Here is a 15607-nt window from a genome sequence, read left to right on the forward strand (position 1 = left end):
ATTCACCATGACACCTTTAACCAGAAGGAAATACTCAATAACTCTAGTTCAGGCTCGACCGGCTCACGACGCTCCCTAGATGCAGAATTCAAAAACAAAAAAACCCGGCCAAGGCCGGGTTTTTTTGTAGAACTCTGTGTCTGTTACTGACAGACGTTAACACTTGATGCGGGATCAAATGCCAGAGTACCGCTTACATCGGTGACACAGAAGTTAACGGTAACGCCACCTTTGGCGGTGCCCGATGTCACCAGTGTCGCCACACCGTTCGCATCGGTAACAGCGGAAGCAGATTCGCTCCAGGTGCCGCTGAAGTCACCAGTTACGGTCGCCCCAGACACTGGGTTGCCCAGGTCGTCGAGTACGGTCACTGTCGCGGTACCGGATTTTGTGCCCCTACCGGCATCCTGAGTTCCCGTTACCACGGAACTCACCACCAGACTGGTCGCTTCGCCACCGGACGAACCATCACTCACACTAACGACCTTGCTCGCGGTATCGCTCGCGCCCTGATCATCGGTGACGGTGAGGGTTACGGTGTAGCTACCGGCCGCCGCATAGCTGTTGCTTGCGGTTACACCAATATCGCTATTGCCGTCACCGAAGTCCCAGCTGTAGCCGGCAATACTGCCGTCACTGTCGCTACTTGCGGAGGCGTCAAACGTACAAGCGAGATCTGTGCAGCTCTCAGAGAACGCTGCAACTGGAGCATTGTTACCCGGAGGGGTAGTACCGCCCTCCCCAAGGATCACAATGTTATCCAACACATAGGTGTCGTTGGTAAAATTGCCCGGGTCTACCATTACCAGCAAAGCATTTACATCACTATCCGTGGTAGCGCCATCAATACGATCGGCCATTTGCAGGCGCAACGTCTGCCAGCCATTGGCGTGTTCAATATCGGCGCGGTAGCCACTGTGACGGCCGCTAGGATAGTTACTGGGGGTAGCAACGTTGCTATTTTCCAGCTGAATAAGAATTTCTTTGCCGACCATTGCGGGATCGGTGTTATTCACATCCAGTTGGAAGGCTTTATCGCCCAGGGTAAAGGGGCCGGCATCGGGGATGGCAGAAGTCGCGTGGGCAAGGACATCCCACTGGGAGCCCGCGTCACGGGTATAGGTGAGTACGCCGTTATCCGCACTATAAGTACCAGTAGCAGAACTTACGCTCATCTGGCTGTTGCCGTTGTAGTCTTCCAGCACGGTTTCCGTGCTCAGGTTTTTGCCAACGTAAATTCCGGTGGAAACCTCACAACCACCGCTGTTGACGGTAAGTGTCTGCGTGGTAGCCGCACTCGCCTCATCCCAGGTCACCTGAATGCTTGAACCGGAACCAGAAATGGTACCGCCGGTTACCGACCAGGTTGGGTTACCGGATCCATTCAGCACGCTATAGGTTTCGGTACTGCCCGGCTGCGGCAAGTGGTTGCCACTCAGTGCCGGCTGGCTGCCCGGATAAACGCGTACATAGTCGACATTCAGCTGCTGCGGCATTACGGAATCATCTACCTCACCGCCCCAGGAACCGCCGACGGCGAGGTTCAGCAGGAAGTGGAACTTGTTCCGGCCATCAAACGGCCAGTCTTCCGGAGAGACATCCGCCGGGGTTTTTACCGAGTACAGCAGGTTATCCACATACCAGCGAATTTCGTGGGATTCCCATTCAATGGCATAGGTGTGGTAATCGTCCGACCACTTACCGGGCTGCATCATAATGCCGTTGCCCTGATGGGAATTATCCGGCCACGGTTGCCCGTAGTGGATGGTGCCGTAAGCGAAATTTGCGCTCTGGCCGACGGATTCAAAAATGTCGATCTCACCACTCATGGGCCACCCGTTTACCGGGTCGGTAGGCAACATCCAGAAGGCCGGCCACATGCCCTGGCCATCGGGGAATTTCATGCGCGCTTCAAAGCGGCCAAATGCCCATTCACCAGAGCCCGGCATATTCGCAGTGCGGATACGCGCAGAGGTGTACTGCGAACCGCGAATACGCTCCTTACGCGCCTCGATGGTCATAACACCATTGTTCAGGGTGATATTTTCGGCCTGGTAGCTTTGCAGCTCACTGTTACCCCAGCCACAAATCCCATAGCTACAGCCATCACCGATCATGATGTCCCAGGCATTGGTGTCGAGGCTGGCCTGGTCAAAATTTTCTTCGAAAATCGGGGTTTGACACTGTTGCGCATAAGCGCCACTGGATATGGCACCGATTGCAGAACTGAGCACGAGGGTTTTAAAGGTACGACGCATTATTTTGGTTTTACTCATTGTTATCTCTTCCTGGATATTTTTTTGGTTTTTGAAAACCCCGAAGCCGCAAAGGGCTTCGGGCTCTCTCAACATCTAGCTTGGATTACAAACTATTGAGGAAGTGGAGCAGCGCCTGACGATCGTTGTCGCTCAGGCCCTGATAGGCATCATTGGAGTCTTGCGATTCACCGCCATGCCAGCGAATTGCCTCATCCACGGTGCGCGCGCGGCCATCGTGCAGATAGGCATGATGTGGCATACAGATTTCATCGCCCTCGGCGCCGGTTGGATTGGTTACACCGCCGGTAACACACGCCGCCAGTCCAAGCCCCCACAGCGGAGTGGTTCGCCATTCGCTGCCAGACGCCTGACCATCGCCGAGGCTATCGGCCAGACCCGGCCCCATATCGTGCAGCAACATGTCGCTGTATGGGTGGATGGTTTGGTTGCGCACTTCGGCGAGCGGGTGGAATTCGCTGGTCTGGAATGACTCGGTATGACAGCCGGTACAGCCAATGCTGCGGAACACATCGCGCCCCTGCAGTACGGTGGTGTCTTCCACACCGGCTTTCCAAACCCGCTGCGGGCGCACACCCAAGGTGGACAGGTAGGTAACCAGCTTGTCCAGATTTTCTTCCGGCATCAGCGGGCTATTCTGGCCGCAGTTGGCCTGTGCGGAACCGCAATCCGGATCTGGCATTACGCTGGTGCGCACACCCATATCGGTATTCAGCGCTGCTGCCGCCTGGTGACGTACGCTGGCCGCCGTCGCTTTCCAGCCGAACCGGCCAACGCGTGTCAGGCTCGGATTTTCCGGGTCGAGCACGCGGTTGGCGCGACCGGAAATGCCATCGCCATCTGCGTCATTGGCATCCTCAAGGGCAAGAATCGACGCTTCAGGAATCGCCTCCAACAAACCGAGTCCTACCAGACGCGGGGCAATACGCGCGGAGAAGGTTTCCGGAGTACCGCCGGTGAACTGATAATTTGGCGTGCGCAGGCCCTCTGGTGTTTCGATCCAGGAAGCAATCGACACGTCGCCTTCACCACCCGATCCGTTCGGCTGCAATACGCCGCCGCGGTCGGCGGTAGGCGCACCAGTGGCGTCACCAATCTTAAATACCCAGCGGTCCAGCAGCTCACCATCCGTAGCAACCGGAGCACCGCCATTGCGCTCGTGACAGTCGGAGCAGCGCTCGTTGATGTAGCGTGTTCCGGTCAGCCCCACGTTGGATTCGAGTACCCCGTTCTCCGGATCTTCATCGTGCATACCGTCGATAAAGGAAGAGTGGTGTACGCGGCGCCCCTCGAGGAACTTCTGCGCATTGTCATAGCCGAGGTTGGTGGCCATCTGCATGAAATGGTCGTTCGGCTCGTTGGTGTATTGATAGTGCATACTGGTTTTTCCGCCCAACCAGTATTCCTCCGGAATCTTGGCACTGTCTTCGCGGAACTGACTGACACCGGGAGCCTCGGCAAACCAGGGCACGATGCCTTCACCCACGACGTACAGGAATGTGGTGCCGTAATAGTTTGTCTGACCGCGCGGAATACTCGGATCACTGAACTGGCTGATCTCAAATTCCATGCGGTCGCCTACCTGTATTTCACGCCCCAGACGATTGTTGAAATTGCTGGTCTTACGGTAGTAGTAGAACTCGCCATCGGTGCCCAGGTAATCCATCATCACGTTACTTGCATAGGAAGCAACGGTGGTGAAGCCGGTATACCACCAGCGGTTTTCCGCCTGGTTTGGATCGAGGGGGAACACTGTGCGCACATTCATCGTTACGGTGTCACCGCCTTTGGCAACTTCGTCGATGATCTCAATGCTGCTTGAGCGGTGCTCAAAGTAAAACTTGATGAAGTGATCGTAGGATTGAAACTCATCTTCCCGCGCGTGACGTGTACGTGGACGATCGGAGAAGCGCGTAACCAATGCGGTCGCCGTTTCATACTGGGTATCGGGCTCGAGCACTGCGGCATTGTCGAAGAGCGGGGTAACCGCGCCGAGCACGCCGTAGGGCACCGTCCACCAGACACCGCCGGCACCGTCGCCATTGGTATCACCAGCGGCATTATCACCTGCGTAGAAATACAGCGGGCGGCCTTCATAGGCAGCCTGGTAGCTACCATCCGCACGCTGAATGGTGCTCAGGTTTACCACACCGGTAGCAAAGCCATCGGTTACCAGTACCGGCGGCCAGTTTGTGGCACAGCCATCGTTACACTGGCTGGTGCCGGGCACATTCAGGTCACTGTCAAACACGTACAGCGTGTAGCCAGGCTGGGCACTATCGGCACCGCCCACCAACATGGTATTTGCGAAGGACACCTCAACCTGTCCAGTGGGTAACGGGCAACCTGTGGCGTCTACCGGGGTGCCTGCGGCGGTGCCGGGGCACAAGTCCTGCGCATCCTCAACACCATCACCATCGGCGTCGCCCGCCGCGAGTTCACAGCCATTCGCATCCACTTGCGTGCCAGCCGGGGTGCCGGGGCACAGGTCGCTGCCATCGGCAACACCATCGCCATCACTGTCGACAATTACTTCACAACCGTTTGCGTCGACGGTTGCACCGGGCGGTGTGGCCGGGCACTGGTCCTGACCGTTAACGACACCATCGCCATCACTGTCCGCACTCGGGTCACCACCACCGAACACATGGGTAACCGGCGAGGTGGATTTCGCTCCGGGCAACGCGTCATCCCAATAGGTGAAGTAGTAGTTGATCTCATCGCCGTTCGCGAGGCCGGTGACGATGTAAGTATTGCGATTGTTCGCTTGCGTCATACGCACATTTTGCTGGCCGCCACCGTTTACGCTGTAGTGTGCATCGGCCCAGGAGGAGCTGTTTACGAACAGCTCAACACTGTCCACACCGGTTTCCGTCAAACCGTATTCGCCACTCGACACTGGGCAGCCGTTCGCATCAACCGCGGTGCCGGCGGGAGTACCCGGGCACTGGTCGAGAGCGTCACTCACGCCATCGTTGTCGCTGTCGCCACCACCAGTGGTCACAGGGCAACCGACCGCATCGACCGTGGTACCCGCGGGCGTAGCCGCGCACTGATCTACAAGGTCCGGTATTCCGTCGCCATCACTGTCGGTATCGGGAACCAGTTCAAACCAGTTCACATTGAAATTGCCGGCATCGACGTCCATACGGAATGTCTTGCGCCCCCGGCTGGATAGGTCAATGGAACCGACATAGCGGGTTTCAAAGCTCTGCCAGCCGCCGGTAGACGGGACTGTATCGGAGCCAATGGAAACGCCATCCAGAGACAGGCTAAAAGCACCTCCGCCGGTATTGGAGGCTACGCGGGCAAATACCGAGTAAAAGCCGGGTTTGGGTCTGAGGGTGTATTCCAGCCACTCACCACTTTCGGTCCAGGCAATATTGCGGCCGCCACCGTCGTCGGTGGTTGTTTCAATGTCAACGTCGTCGCCATTGCCTGCGCCACCGTTGTCACCGGGATCGGAATCGTAATATGCGTCATAGTCTTCAGCCTCGACATGGATTAGAGACTGGGCATGGGCTTGCCCGGCCACAGCCGAGCAAATCAACAGTGAAGCCACTGTCGACCAGAGGGGGGAACGTATCATCGCGTTGGTCCACTCGTTATTGTTTTGTTTGAGTTGGGACTGCTCGAGATTTACATTGCCAGAAATGACTGTCAGCTTGCGTCCCAGTTGAGGCAAGCCTTGGAAAGTGGGCGCCTGGGTCGAAAGTGGGAAGTGGGCACTGTCTGCAGTGCGAGAGATATTCTCCCTACCAACAGATACTTAGAGGTGATAAGCCTCTAGCGACAACTTATTCATGCGGAGAGAAAAAACTGACAGCCAGAGTTGAAAAAGAAAAGGTGCGTGTAAAAAGTAATCTTAAAAGAAATCACAAACTTTGATAACAATGCAGAATTTATAATCATTTATTTAAATTCCGACTTGAACACAACTGGTAGAAAAGCGCGCCAACCGTAAAGAAGCACCAGGTTGTCCCCATGTGTGTGACACAACCGGGCCAGTTCCCAGTCGTTCCAACGACTTTAAAAAAGCGGGTGATTAACCCCCGCTACTTTCTTCCAGAGGAAGACTAACCAAACTAAAAAAGCCCGATATGAACCATACCGGGCCCTCCTCTACACAGAGCTGAAACATCGCTTAGGCGCGGAATCAGCTGGCTGCAGCTAGCGCCATGCCTTGTTTTTTGTCTGCAATATACCGGTCAACAATCTTTTCCAGAATATCCAGCGGCACCGCACCATTCTTCAACACCACATCGTGGAAGTCGCGCAGATCAAACTGGTCGCCCAGTTCTTGCATGGCTTTTTCGCGCAGCTCCAGAATCTTGATCATACCGATCTTGTACGAGGTCGCCTGGCCGGGCATAACGATATAGCGCTCGATTTCGGAGACTACATCGCTCTCCGCCATACCGGTATTGGCCAGCATGTATTCGATGCCCTGCTCGCGGGTCCAGCGCTTGTGGTGAATACCGGTATCGACAACCAGACGCACCGCGCGGAACAGCTCGCCGACTAAACGGCCAACGTTGTCATAGGGGTTATCCTGGTAGCCGAGTTCCCACGCCACCTGCTCCGCATACAGGGCCCAGCCTTCGATGTAGGCAGTAAACGGGGCCATGCGGCGCATGAATGGCATACCTTCAAGCTCCATGGCGATGGCGATCTGGAAGTGATGCCCAGGGATACCCTCGTGGTAGGCAAGCGTGCGCATGCCATATTTTGGAGTGGCCTTGATATCGTACAGGTTGGCAAAGAAGCGACCGGGGCGGCTGCCATCCAGTGCCGGCTGTTCGTAGTAGGCACCCGGTGCGGTCTTCTCCTTGAATTCAGGAATACGCACTACTTCCATGCCCGCCTTTGGGCGCACACGGAAGGCACCATCGATGCCCACATCAATCTCGTCGAGGATCTTCTGGTAGTCCTCCAGAATCTGCGCACGGCCTTCCTCACTGTCCTCATAGTAAAATTCTGGACGCGCGGCGAGGTCCGCCATGGTCGCGGTGAAGCCAACGGAGGTATCGAAACCTTCGCCATTCAAGATGGTGAGAATTTCCGATTGAATACGCTGCACCTCGGACAGGCCCAGTTCATGGATTTGATCCGGGGTGTAGTCGGTGGTGGTAAACATTTTCAGGGCGAGCTTGTAGACCTCTTCGCCCTCGGGCAGATGCCAATAGCCGTGGTCATTGCCAGCGCGGTCGGAAAGGTTGGAGAAATAACCAATCATGTCCTGATAGGCGGGATATACGTACTGCTCGATGTGCTGCTCGGCGGTGGCAAGAATATGCACCCCGGCTTCCGCGTCAATGTCTTCAGCTTCGTCGAGTTTTTTCACGAGTGCGGTATAGAGAATATTCTCTTGCGCCGGTGTTTCCACAAAACCGCGCATCTCATCGAGTACCCGATCAATCACGAAGCGCGGGGGAACGATGCCGCGCTCTTCACGTACCTTGAGGTCTTCCAGTTGCGCGCCGAATTTCGACTCCACCGCCTGCAGGCGTGACAGATAATTCTGTGCGTCTTCCAGGTCTTCCACGCGATGCTGCGCTTCCATAAAGCTTGGATAGCCATTCTGCACACCGAACAGCTGATTCACCGGGTAGGTGTGGTAGCGGTATGGCTCCGCAGCAATGATCATATCTGCGAGGTATGTGGCGATGTCGCGGGTCAATTCCTCGTTTTCGTCCAGTCCCTCATAGCGATCCAGTGTCGCCCGGAACTGTTTAAAGTCGGCAAACATCTGCGCAGTTTTTTCGGGATCTGTTTCATCCAGGCGAGCATTGTGGCCCTTGATTCCCATGGACTCGAGAAAGCCGAGGGAAGTCAGCATCTCTGGGCTGTCAAAAGCCATGCTCACCAGGGGGCGATCGATAAACACGCGGAAGGAAAAGGGTTTCTCGGCGACCACCTCATGGGTGGCAATACCACCGGCTGCGACGATGGCAGCGAGCAAAGTGCCACCGGTGTACTTTAGGATTTTCTTCACAATCGATAACCTCTGTTATCCGTTCTCGTTTTTGGGTTTTATTTAGTGGGCTTTTGCCGTGGCCTCGCCACCGCGCTGGTCTTTATCGGGAAAGGAAGACTGCTCAAGCAGCATGACAAAAAAGCGAATACCGCTGGCAAAATCTTCCACCCCTAATCGCTCATCGATACCATGGAATGTATTTACCGTCTCGGGGGTAACGCGCACCATCAGGAAGCGGTATACCGCATCCGACAAGCCATAGAAATGTTTGGAGTCGGTACCACCCTGTACCAGATACGGTGCTACCAGCACATTCGGATCCAACTCGCGGATATTCTTTTCGATCAGTCGGTAGCCGTAGGCATCGGTGCTCGATACCGGCGACGGATTACTGGCCATGAACGGCTCAATGGACACGCGCGGATCGTCAATGACCGAACGTACCCGCGCGACGACGGACTCGGCTGTTTCGCCGGGCATAATGCGGAAGTTCACCACCGCACTGGCGCGGGTCGGCAGGATATTGGACTTGCTGCTGCCTTTGAGCATGGTGGCAGCGGTCGAGGTGCGAATGCCGGAGGCACTGCTCTCGTTAGCGAGGATCGCAGATTCAACCAACGGACCTGTCAGCCACTGGTTTGCCATGCCAAAGCGGGCACCAAAGCCTGCGTAGTGGCCAACCGCATCAAATGTCATGTTGGTGAACTTGAGCGTGGTGGGGAATTGATTGTCCTCAAGCTGCACAATCGCGCGCGCCAGAATACCGGCGCCGGTGCTGGCGGGCGGCTTGGATGAATGGCCCCCGGGCTGTTCCACTACCAATCGCACATTCACAAAACCTTTCTCGGCCACGCCAATAACGGCAATCGGCTGCTCGAAGCCCGGCATCAGGCCCTCGGTAATCGCACCACCCTCATCCAGCACAAATTCAAAGTTGAGATCGCGGCTGGCGAAGTAGCGCGCAATTGCTGCAGCGCCGTTTTCCCCACCGATTTCTTCGTCGTGGCCGAAGGAGAAAAAGATACTGCGCTCGGGCTGTGCGCCGGTTTGCAGCAGGTGCTCCATGGCTTCCATCAACGCCATCACGCTGGCTTTATCGTCGATGGCACCGCGGCCCCAGATCTGGCCATCGCTGATCACGCCGGCAAACGGCGGGTGCGTCCAGTCGGACAGGGTGTCCTCATCCACAGAGACCACGTCCATATGTCCCATGAGCAGAATGGGCTTCAGCTCTGGATTGGTGCCGGGGAACTCATACACCAGAGAGTATTTATTAAAGACATGGCGTGTAGCGAACGCCGTCACCGCGGGGTATTGCGCTTCGAGATAATTGTGAAAATCGATAAATGGCTGCGGTTCTAGGTACGGCGCTTCATCCTGGGTAATGGTTGGAAAGCGGATGACATCCGCCAGGCGCTGTGCAGCCTGCTCCGCATCCAACGCAAGCGGAGGTTGCGGATTTTCGATCACCAGCTGTCGGTCTGGATACACCATTACCGCGCGGACACTGGCAATTGCCACCACCAGAACAATGCCCGCCCCCAGCAGGCCTACAATTCGCTTTTTCATGACTCGATTCTGCCCCAAATTCAGCTTCAAGCCATATTGCGTCAAGCCCAACAAAAAGTAAACACAGGTGTTTACCTTTGACTTACAACCCTCTAACCTCCGCCCTTAGCGATATACCGCAGGATACATCGGATACTTGCACCACGCCTGTGTAACGCCTGTTTGCGATACACAGGCGTAACGAATGTGAGTCGAGAAAGAGTTGAGACAGTGAAAGTTTCTGAGCAGAAGCGACAACAGATTCTGGACACCGCCCACGACCTGTTCCTGGAGAAAGGCTTCGCCACCACGGCCATGCACCAGGTGGCGGAACAAGCGGAGGTATCCAAGCGGACCCTGTACCGGCACTTCCCCACCAAAGAGGTGCTGTTTGCGCACGTGTTGGGGGGGCTGGCGGAGCGATGTGTGGCACAGGTGAACCAGAGCTACCAGCCCGATTCGCCGCTGGAGCCGCAGCTGTGTTCACTGCTACACGCGAAGCTGGAAATCCTTGCAGACCCGGCCTACGTCACACTGGCGCGTATCGGCATCCCCGAGGTATTGGCCGACCCGGAGCGCGCGCAACAACTAACCGAGTTACTGAATGCCACACCGGGGCCGCTGTTGCACTGGTTGGAAGCGGCGGCCGCAGATGGCCGCCTGGAGAAGAAGGATGTGATGTATGCCGGTCGGCATATTCAGGGCATTCTAGATACCTTTGCCTTCTGGCCACAGTTACTTACTGGGGCACCGCGGCTAGACCGCAATGAAGAATCGCGGGTGGTGGATACCGCACTCACAACCTTCATGCAGCAATACGCCAAGAGAACCGAAAGCTAACTTTCGGTATCAATCTGCGGTTGCAAGACCTAATGCCGTAACAACGGCTTGGCACTCCCCTCTTCCGGCACCGGACCGCGCATCAAATATACGGCGATAATCGCCCCGACAATGGAAACCACGGAACAGGTCAACATGGCCGCGCTAAATGCATCATCCTGCACATCGCGCAGGGCCTGCTGCAATGCGTGACTGGTCTCTGGCTTTAATGTGCCGAGTTTGGTCAGTATGTCGCTGTTGGATCCATTGGCGAGCGCTTGGGCGAGCTCATGTCGCTGCTCAGACTTGATCGGCAACGCGTGCAATACGGTTTCCAAATGCTTGCGAATTGACGCTACGTGCGCCGCGCCGGCGACGACCGAACCCACGGATGCGCCGAAGGTTAGGCAGGCGTTAACCATGCCCGATGCCTGGCCGGTATGTTCCTCTGCACAGAGACGCAAGCCGATACGCGGCAAGAGTGGAATGGTGAGACCAAAGCCAACCCCGGTCACCAGCAACATCCACCAGGTGTCGCGGTAAGTAGAATCGTTGGATACCGTAGATAGCAAAATCCCACTGAGCGCCAGACACAGCATGCCGATGGTAATCGGCCAGCGGTAACTATAAGGCCCGAGGATCTTCGGCCCCCAAATGGAGAAGACCAACATAACCGCCGTCATCGGCAGAACCGCAGCACCGGCCTCAACCGGGCTCATCCCGAACGCAACTGGTGACTGCACGAAAAGGTTGTAGAAGATGAAAAAACCGAGCAGGTTAAAACCGGCGATAAAGATTCCCAGCGTCGCCATTTTGAAGCGCGGGTGACGAAAGTAATCGAGATGTAATAGTGGACTTTCGCAATGCTGCTCACGCCACCAAAAGGCGATACCGGAGACTATGCCGATACCGATGGAAGCGAGTGTGACCGGGCTTGTCCAGCCGGCAAGTGAGCTATTCGCAAGTCCATAGGCGACCGGTCCCAGAGTCAATATCAATAGAATACCGCCGAGAATATCCAGTGATTTGTTGAGCCTTTGTGTCGCCGGTACGTAATTATTGCGCGAAACAATACGCACAAGGATCAGCGCCAACCCGAGCACGGCAAGATCCATATAAAAGATCCAGCGCCAGCTCAGATACTGCCCCAGCGCACCGCCAATGATCGGGCCGAGACTCATACCCAGTGCGATCATCGCACCCCATACACCGACCACTACCGGCCGGTCTTTGGGCGGGGTCGCGGATGTCAGTAGGGAAAGAGAGGTACCAAATAGGGATGAAGCGCCGAAGCCCTGCAACATGCGCCCGAGCAACATTTCAGTACCGCCGGTCGAAATGGCAACAAGCAGTGAGCCACATGCAAAGGTCAACATGCCGAGAACGAAAGTACGTACGCGCCCAAACAGATCAGCGCAGCGCCCCATGATCGGCATCAGCGATGATGTCGCCACCATGTAAACGGCCATGATGCCCTGCACTTCACTGGGCGTGAGGTCCAGATCTTTGCGCAGCATTGGGATGACCGTGGTAATCGCAGTCGTGTTATAGGCAACAACGGTCATACACATGGCCGTCATTGCCAGAACGAACCACATACCGCGCTTTGAATGCTCGTCAGACACGGATGATTCGATGCCCACCTTGTCTCCCTATTTAAATAGGACCAGCCCCCAAAACCCGCGTTGGACACCACTGGATCAAAGAGCACGACTTATTGCGCGATCACAGCGATATCGCAACGTCGGAAAATTGAAGCGTAGTTGTTTCGATAACAGCTGGCCGAGCCCTTACGTTTTGCTTCACGGTAACCGTGCACAAAAATGACGCGTAAATCCCTCTAACGGCCGCTTTCAATCCGTCCAGCGATCCAAAGCCCAGCGACTATGTGTATAAATACAGTCTGCCCTTCAGCAAGCAACCAGATCGAGCGCCCGATGAATCCAATCATTGCCAATAATAAGCCCAGCAAAGTGAACCTTGAGCAGGGCAAAGAATACTTCTTCTGCGTGTGCGGAAAATCCGGCAATCAGCCATTTTGCGATGGTTCCCATGCGGGGACGGGATTGGAGCCGAAACTCTTTGTGCCGGAGGAGAGCGGTGAGGCCTATCTTTGCCAGTGCAAGCATTCCGCGAACATCCCGTACTGTGACGGCACCCACAAACAGTTTTCCGATGAAATGCTGGGCAAGGAAGGCCCGGGCATCCGTGCGGACAATGATGGCACCCCGACCGCAAAGGTCACCAAAGAAGAACCCACCGTAGAATTTATCCATCAGCTGGCGCGCGAAGGCTTGTCGCAAATGGGCCATCACGGCCCGATGACCGCGATGGGAGTGCCGCGTCATCAGTTGCCCCACTGGGACGACATTCAGTTGCTCGCCGCACAGATGGCTAGAAAACCGCTGCAGGAAGATGCCGCAGTCGGTACCGAGCTGGTTATTGGGCCCCGCGCCAACAAGCCACTCAAGCTGAAAATACCGCTGTTTGTATCGGACATGAGCTTTGGCGCTCTCTCTGAAGAGGCCAAGGTGGCACTGGCGAAAGGTGCCGAGATGGCGGGCACCGGTATCTGCTCCGGCGAGGGCGGCATGTTGCCGGAAGAACAGGAGGCCAACTCGCGTTACTTTTACGAGCTCGCCAGTGCCAAGTTTGGCTTTGAGGAATCCAAGTTGCTCAAGGTGCAGGCCTTCCACTTTAAAGGTGGCCAGGGCGCCAAGACCGGCACCGGCGGTCACCTGCCCGGCGCAAAAAACGTAGGCAAAATCTCCGAGGTGCGCGGCATTCCCGAAGGGGAGCCTGCGGTATCTCCACCCTCTTTCGAAGATTTGCATACGGTCGATGACTTCAAATGCTTTGCTGATCACGTACGGGAGATTACCGACGGCATTCCCATCGGTTTCAAACTGAGCGCCAACCACATTGAAGACGATATGCAGTTCGCGTTGGATGCCGGTGCCGATTACATCATCCTCGACGGACGTGGCGGTGGCACCGGTGCAGCACCGGCCATGTTCCGCGACCATATCAGTGTGCCGACAATTCCCGCCCTGGCACGGGCGCGACGCTTTCTCGACGACAGGGGCGCCAGCGGTGACGTCACGCTGATCATCACCGGCGGCCTGCGCGTACCCATAGACTTTGTAAAAGCCCTGGCACTGGGCGCCGACGGTATCGCCATTGCCAACAGCGCCATGCAGTCCATTGGCTGCGTCGCTGCACGTATTTGTAATACCAACAACTGCCCCGCCGGTATTGCCACACAAAAAGCTGACCTGCGGCAACGGCTGAATGTCGACAAGTCTGCCCAACAGTTGAAGAACTTTTTCGAGGCTTCCGTCGAACTTATGCAGGTCATGGCCCGTGCATGTGGCCACGACAATCTAAGTGGATTTAACGCGTCGGATCTGACGACTTGGAACCGGGATATGGCGCTACTCTCCGGGGCTGCCTATGCGGGTGCAGGAAACCCCAATGAGTAAGATTATTCCGTCGAATACATAACGGCGCTCATCCGACACGGAGTAGATGATTGAATGCGATTCGTCATGATCGACACATAAAATAGAGATTGGCGCATTTAATCTGTCGTGCCACGAGCGCTGCCTGGCTTTCTACTACCCTTCTAATTAGTTTGCATAACTTCGCAAAGGGTTTCAGGATGGCACAGCCTTCTCCTATTCGCGCACCTCTTCGTTCTGCCTCCCTCATTTTTCTGGTGGGCGCCGCGTTTGGTGCACTCGCCTTCTGGCTGAGCAGTATCTATTCATTGACTACGATTCCCTCGGCCGAAGCGGCGGGTGGCGAAGTTAAATCACCAACGGGGACCGCACCGGATCGCTATGCTTACTACCCCGGCACCGAAGCACTGGCCAAGGACGAAATTCGCGTAGTGGCTTGTGGAACTGGTATGCCAGCAGCGCGGCGCGGGCAGGCTGCAAGCTGTTTTCTGATCGAGGTGGGTAACGGGGACAAGTTCCTGTTCGATATTGGCACCGGCTCCATGGCCAATGTGGCAAGCCTGATGATTCCCTATCAGTATCTAGACAAAGTTTTCCTTTCCCATTTACACACCGACCATATGGGCGACCTCCTCGGCCTGTGGGCGGGAGGCTGGACCGCAGGGCGACCGAATGCACTGCGTATTTGGGGACCATCCGGTGCAACCCCAGAGATGGGCACGGCCTACGCCATGGATCATTTCCTGAAGTTCGTAAACTGGGACAAGGTGACGCGGGAATACAAGATCAGCCCCATTCCAGGGCAACTGGAGGTCACCGAGTTTGACTACGCGATACCGGACCAAGTCGTATACCAGAACAACGGTGTCACCATACGCTCGTATCCCGCAGTCCATATCGGTGATGGCCCGGTGAGCTATAAGCTCGAATATGCGGGACTAAGCGTGTTCTTCAGCGGCGACACAGTGCCGAATCGGTGGTTCATCGAACACGGAAAAGATGTAGACCTGGCTATTCATGAGTCCATGCATACCCCGGAACAGTTTGTGCAACTCTACAACCAACCACCGCAATTAGGTTGGCGCACCTGTTGCGAATTCCACACTTCCCCGCAGGCATTCGGCAAGATCATGAGCGCCATCCAGCCACGGCACGCGGTGGCATATCACTTTTTTAATGAACCCGCTACGCGCTACCAGATTTATCAGGGGATCCGCGACACCTATGACGGCCCACTATCCATGGCTACCGACATGATGGTGTGGAATATTACGAAGGATGGCATCGAAGAGCGTATGGCGGTGTCAACGGACGACGCCTGGTCGGTACCCGGCACTGCACAGCAACCCCCGCCGGTGAAAGGCAAGCCAAACCCACTCAGTGAATCAATTAACGTCGGGCGCTGGCGCCCCGCATTTGAGGCGCAGGACCCGGCGCTCGATAAATACATGGAAAGACACAATCTGCAGAAGGAAGATTGGCGCCCGAAAATGTATGAACAAATGCAACAGGAAGAGCAGTAAACA

At 55.9% G+C, this 15607-nt stretch carries 8 protein-coding genes; 3 read left to right on the forward strand and 5 right to left on the reverse strand.

The annotated features are described in order from the left end of the window. Nucleotides 1-143: 143 nt before the first annotated feature. The 4 genes from LCM31_RS02025 to LCM31_RS02055 all read right to left on the reverse strand — a co-directional run bounded on the left by LCM31_RS02025 (nt 144) and on the right by LCM31_RS02055 (nt 9822). Nucleotides 144-2276 carry a family 16 glycosylhydrolase gene (locus LCM31_RS02025; protein WP_224867116.1) on the reverse strand — a complete coding sequence of 711 codons (2133 nt, stop codon included), beginning with the start codon at nt 2274-2276 and terminating at the stop codon, nt 144-146. Between the two features lie 85 nt (nt 2277-2361). Next, nucleotides 2362-5865, reverse strand: coding sequence for a di-heme oxidoredictase family protein (locus LCM31_RS16360; RefSeq protein ID WP_318247427.1), 3504 nt, complete (start codon nt 5863-5865; stop codon nt 2362-2364). A 567-nt stretch (nt 5866-6432) separates the two neighbouring features. Next, nucleotides 6433-8271: a DUF885 domain-containing protein gene (locus tag LCM31_RS02050; RefSeq protein ID WP_224867118.1), complete on the reverse strand. Its 1839-nt coding sequence runs from the start codon at nt 8269-8271 to the stop codon at nt 6433-6435. 42 nt (nt 8272-8313) lie between these two features. Further along, nucleotides 8314-9822: a M20 family peptidase gene (locus LCM31_RS02055; protein ID WP_224867120.1), complete on the reverse strand. Its 1509-nt coding sequence runs from the start codon at nt 9820-9822 to the stop codon at nt 8314-8316. Nucleotides 9823-10032: 210 nt separating this feature from the next. Here LCM31_RS02055 and LCM31_RS02060 point away from each other — a divergent pair, with 210 nt between their 5' ends. Then, the gene (locus LCM31_RS02060; protein WP_224867122.1) at nt 10033-10641 is read left to right on the forward strand and encodes a TetR/AcrR family transcriptional regulator; all 609 of its coding nucleotides are present in this window, start codon (nt 10033-10035) and stop codon (nt 10639-10641) included. Nucleotides 10642-10670: 29 nt separating this feature from the next. Here LCM31_RS02060 and LCM31_RS02065 read toward each other — a convergent pair whose 3' ends face one another. Further along, nucleotides 10671-12263, reverse strand: a complete 1593-nt coding sequence (locus LCM31_RS02065; protein ID WP_224867124.1) for an MFS transporter — start codon at nt 12261-12263, stop codon at nt 10671-10673. Nucleotides 12264-12557: 294 nt separating this feature from the next. On the opposite strand from LCM31_RS02065, the gene LCM31_RS02070 reads away from it, so the two are divergent. Together LCM31_RS02070 and gntH are read left to right on the forward strand one after the other, a co-directional pair. Next, on the forward strand, nt 12558-14102 hold the full coding sequence (locus tag LCM31_RS02070) for a glutamate synthase-related protein (RefSeq protein WP_224867126.1): 1545 nt from the start codon (nt 12558-12560) through the stop codon (nt 14100-14102). 179 nt (nt 14103-14281) lie between these two features. After that, nucleotides 14282-15604 (forward strand): guanitoxin biosynthesis MBL fold metallo-hydrolase GntH, encoded by a 1323-nt coding sequence (gene gntH / locus LCM31_RS02075; protein WP_224867127.1) that lies wholly within the window; start codon nt 14282-14284, stop codon nt 15602-15604. Nucleotides 15605-15607 lie beyond the last annotated feature (3 nt).

Origin of the sequence: Microbulbifer agarilyticus (assembly GCF_020171345.1) — a bacterium.
GTDB lineage: Bacteria > Pseudomonadota > Gammaproteobacteria > Pseudomonadales > Cellvibrionaceae > Microbulbifer > Microbulbifer agarilyticus_D.

What these genes read in the sequence shown, in the direction of transcription:
- LCM31_RS02025 (WP_224867116.1), bottom strand. Translation starts at nt 2,276, where the DNA reads ATGAGTAAAACCAAAATAATGCGTCGTACCTTTAAAACCCTCGTGCTC.
- LCM31_RS16360 (WP_318247427.1), bottom strand. Translation starts at nt 5,865, where the DNA reads ATGATACGTTCCCCCCTCTGGTCGACAGTGGCTTCACTGTTGATTTGC.
- LCM31_RS02055 (WP_224867120.1), bottom strand. Translation starts at nt 9,822, where the DNA reads ATGAAAAAGCGAATTGTAGGCCTGCTGGGGGCGGGCATTGTTCTGGTG.
- LCM31_RS02070 (WP_224867126.1), top strand. Translation starts at nt 12,558, where the DNA reads ATGAATCCAATCATTGCCAATAATAAGCCCAGCAAAGTGAACCTTGAG.
- gntH (WP_224867127.1), top strand. Translation starts at nt 14,282, where the DNA reads ATGGCACAGCCTTCTCCTATTCGCGCACCTCTTCGTTCTGCCTCCCTC.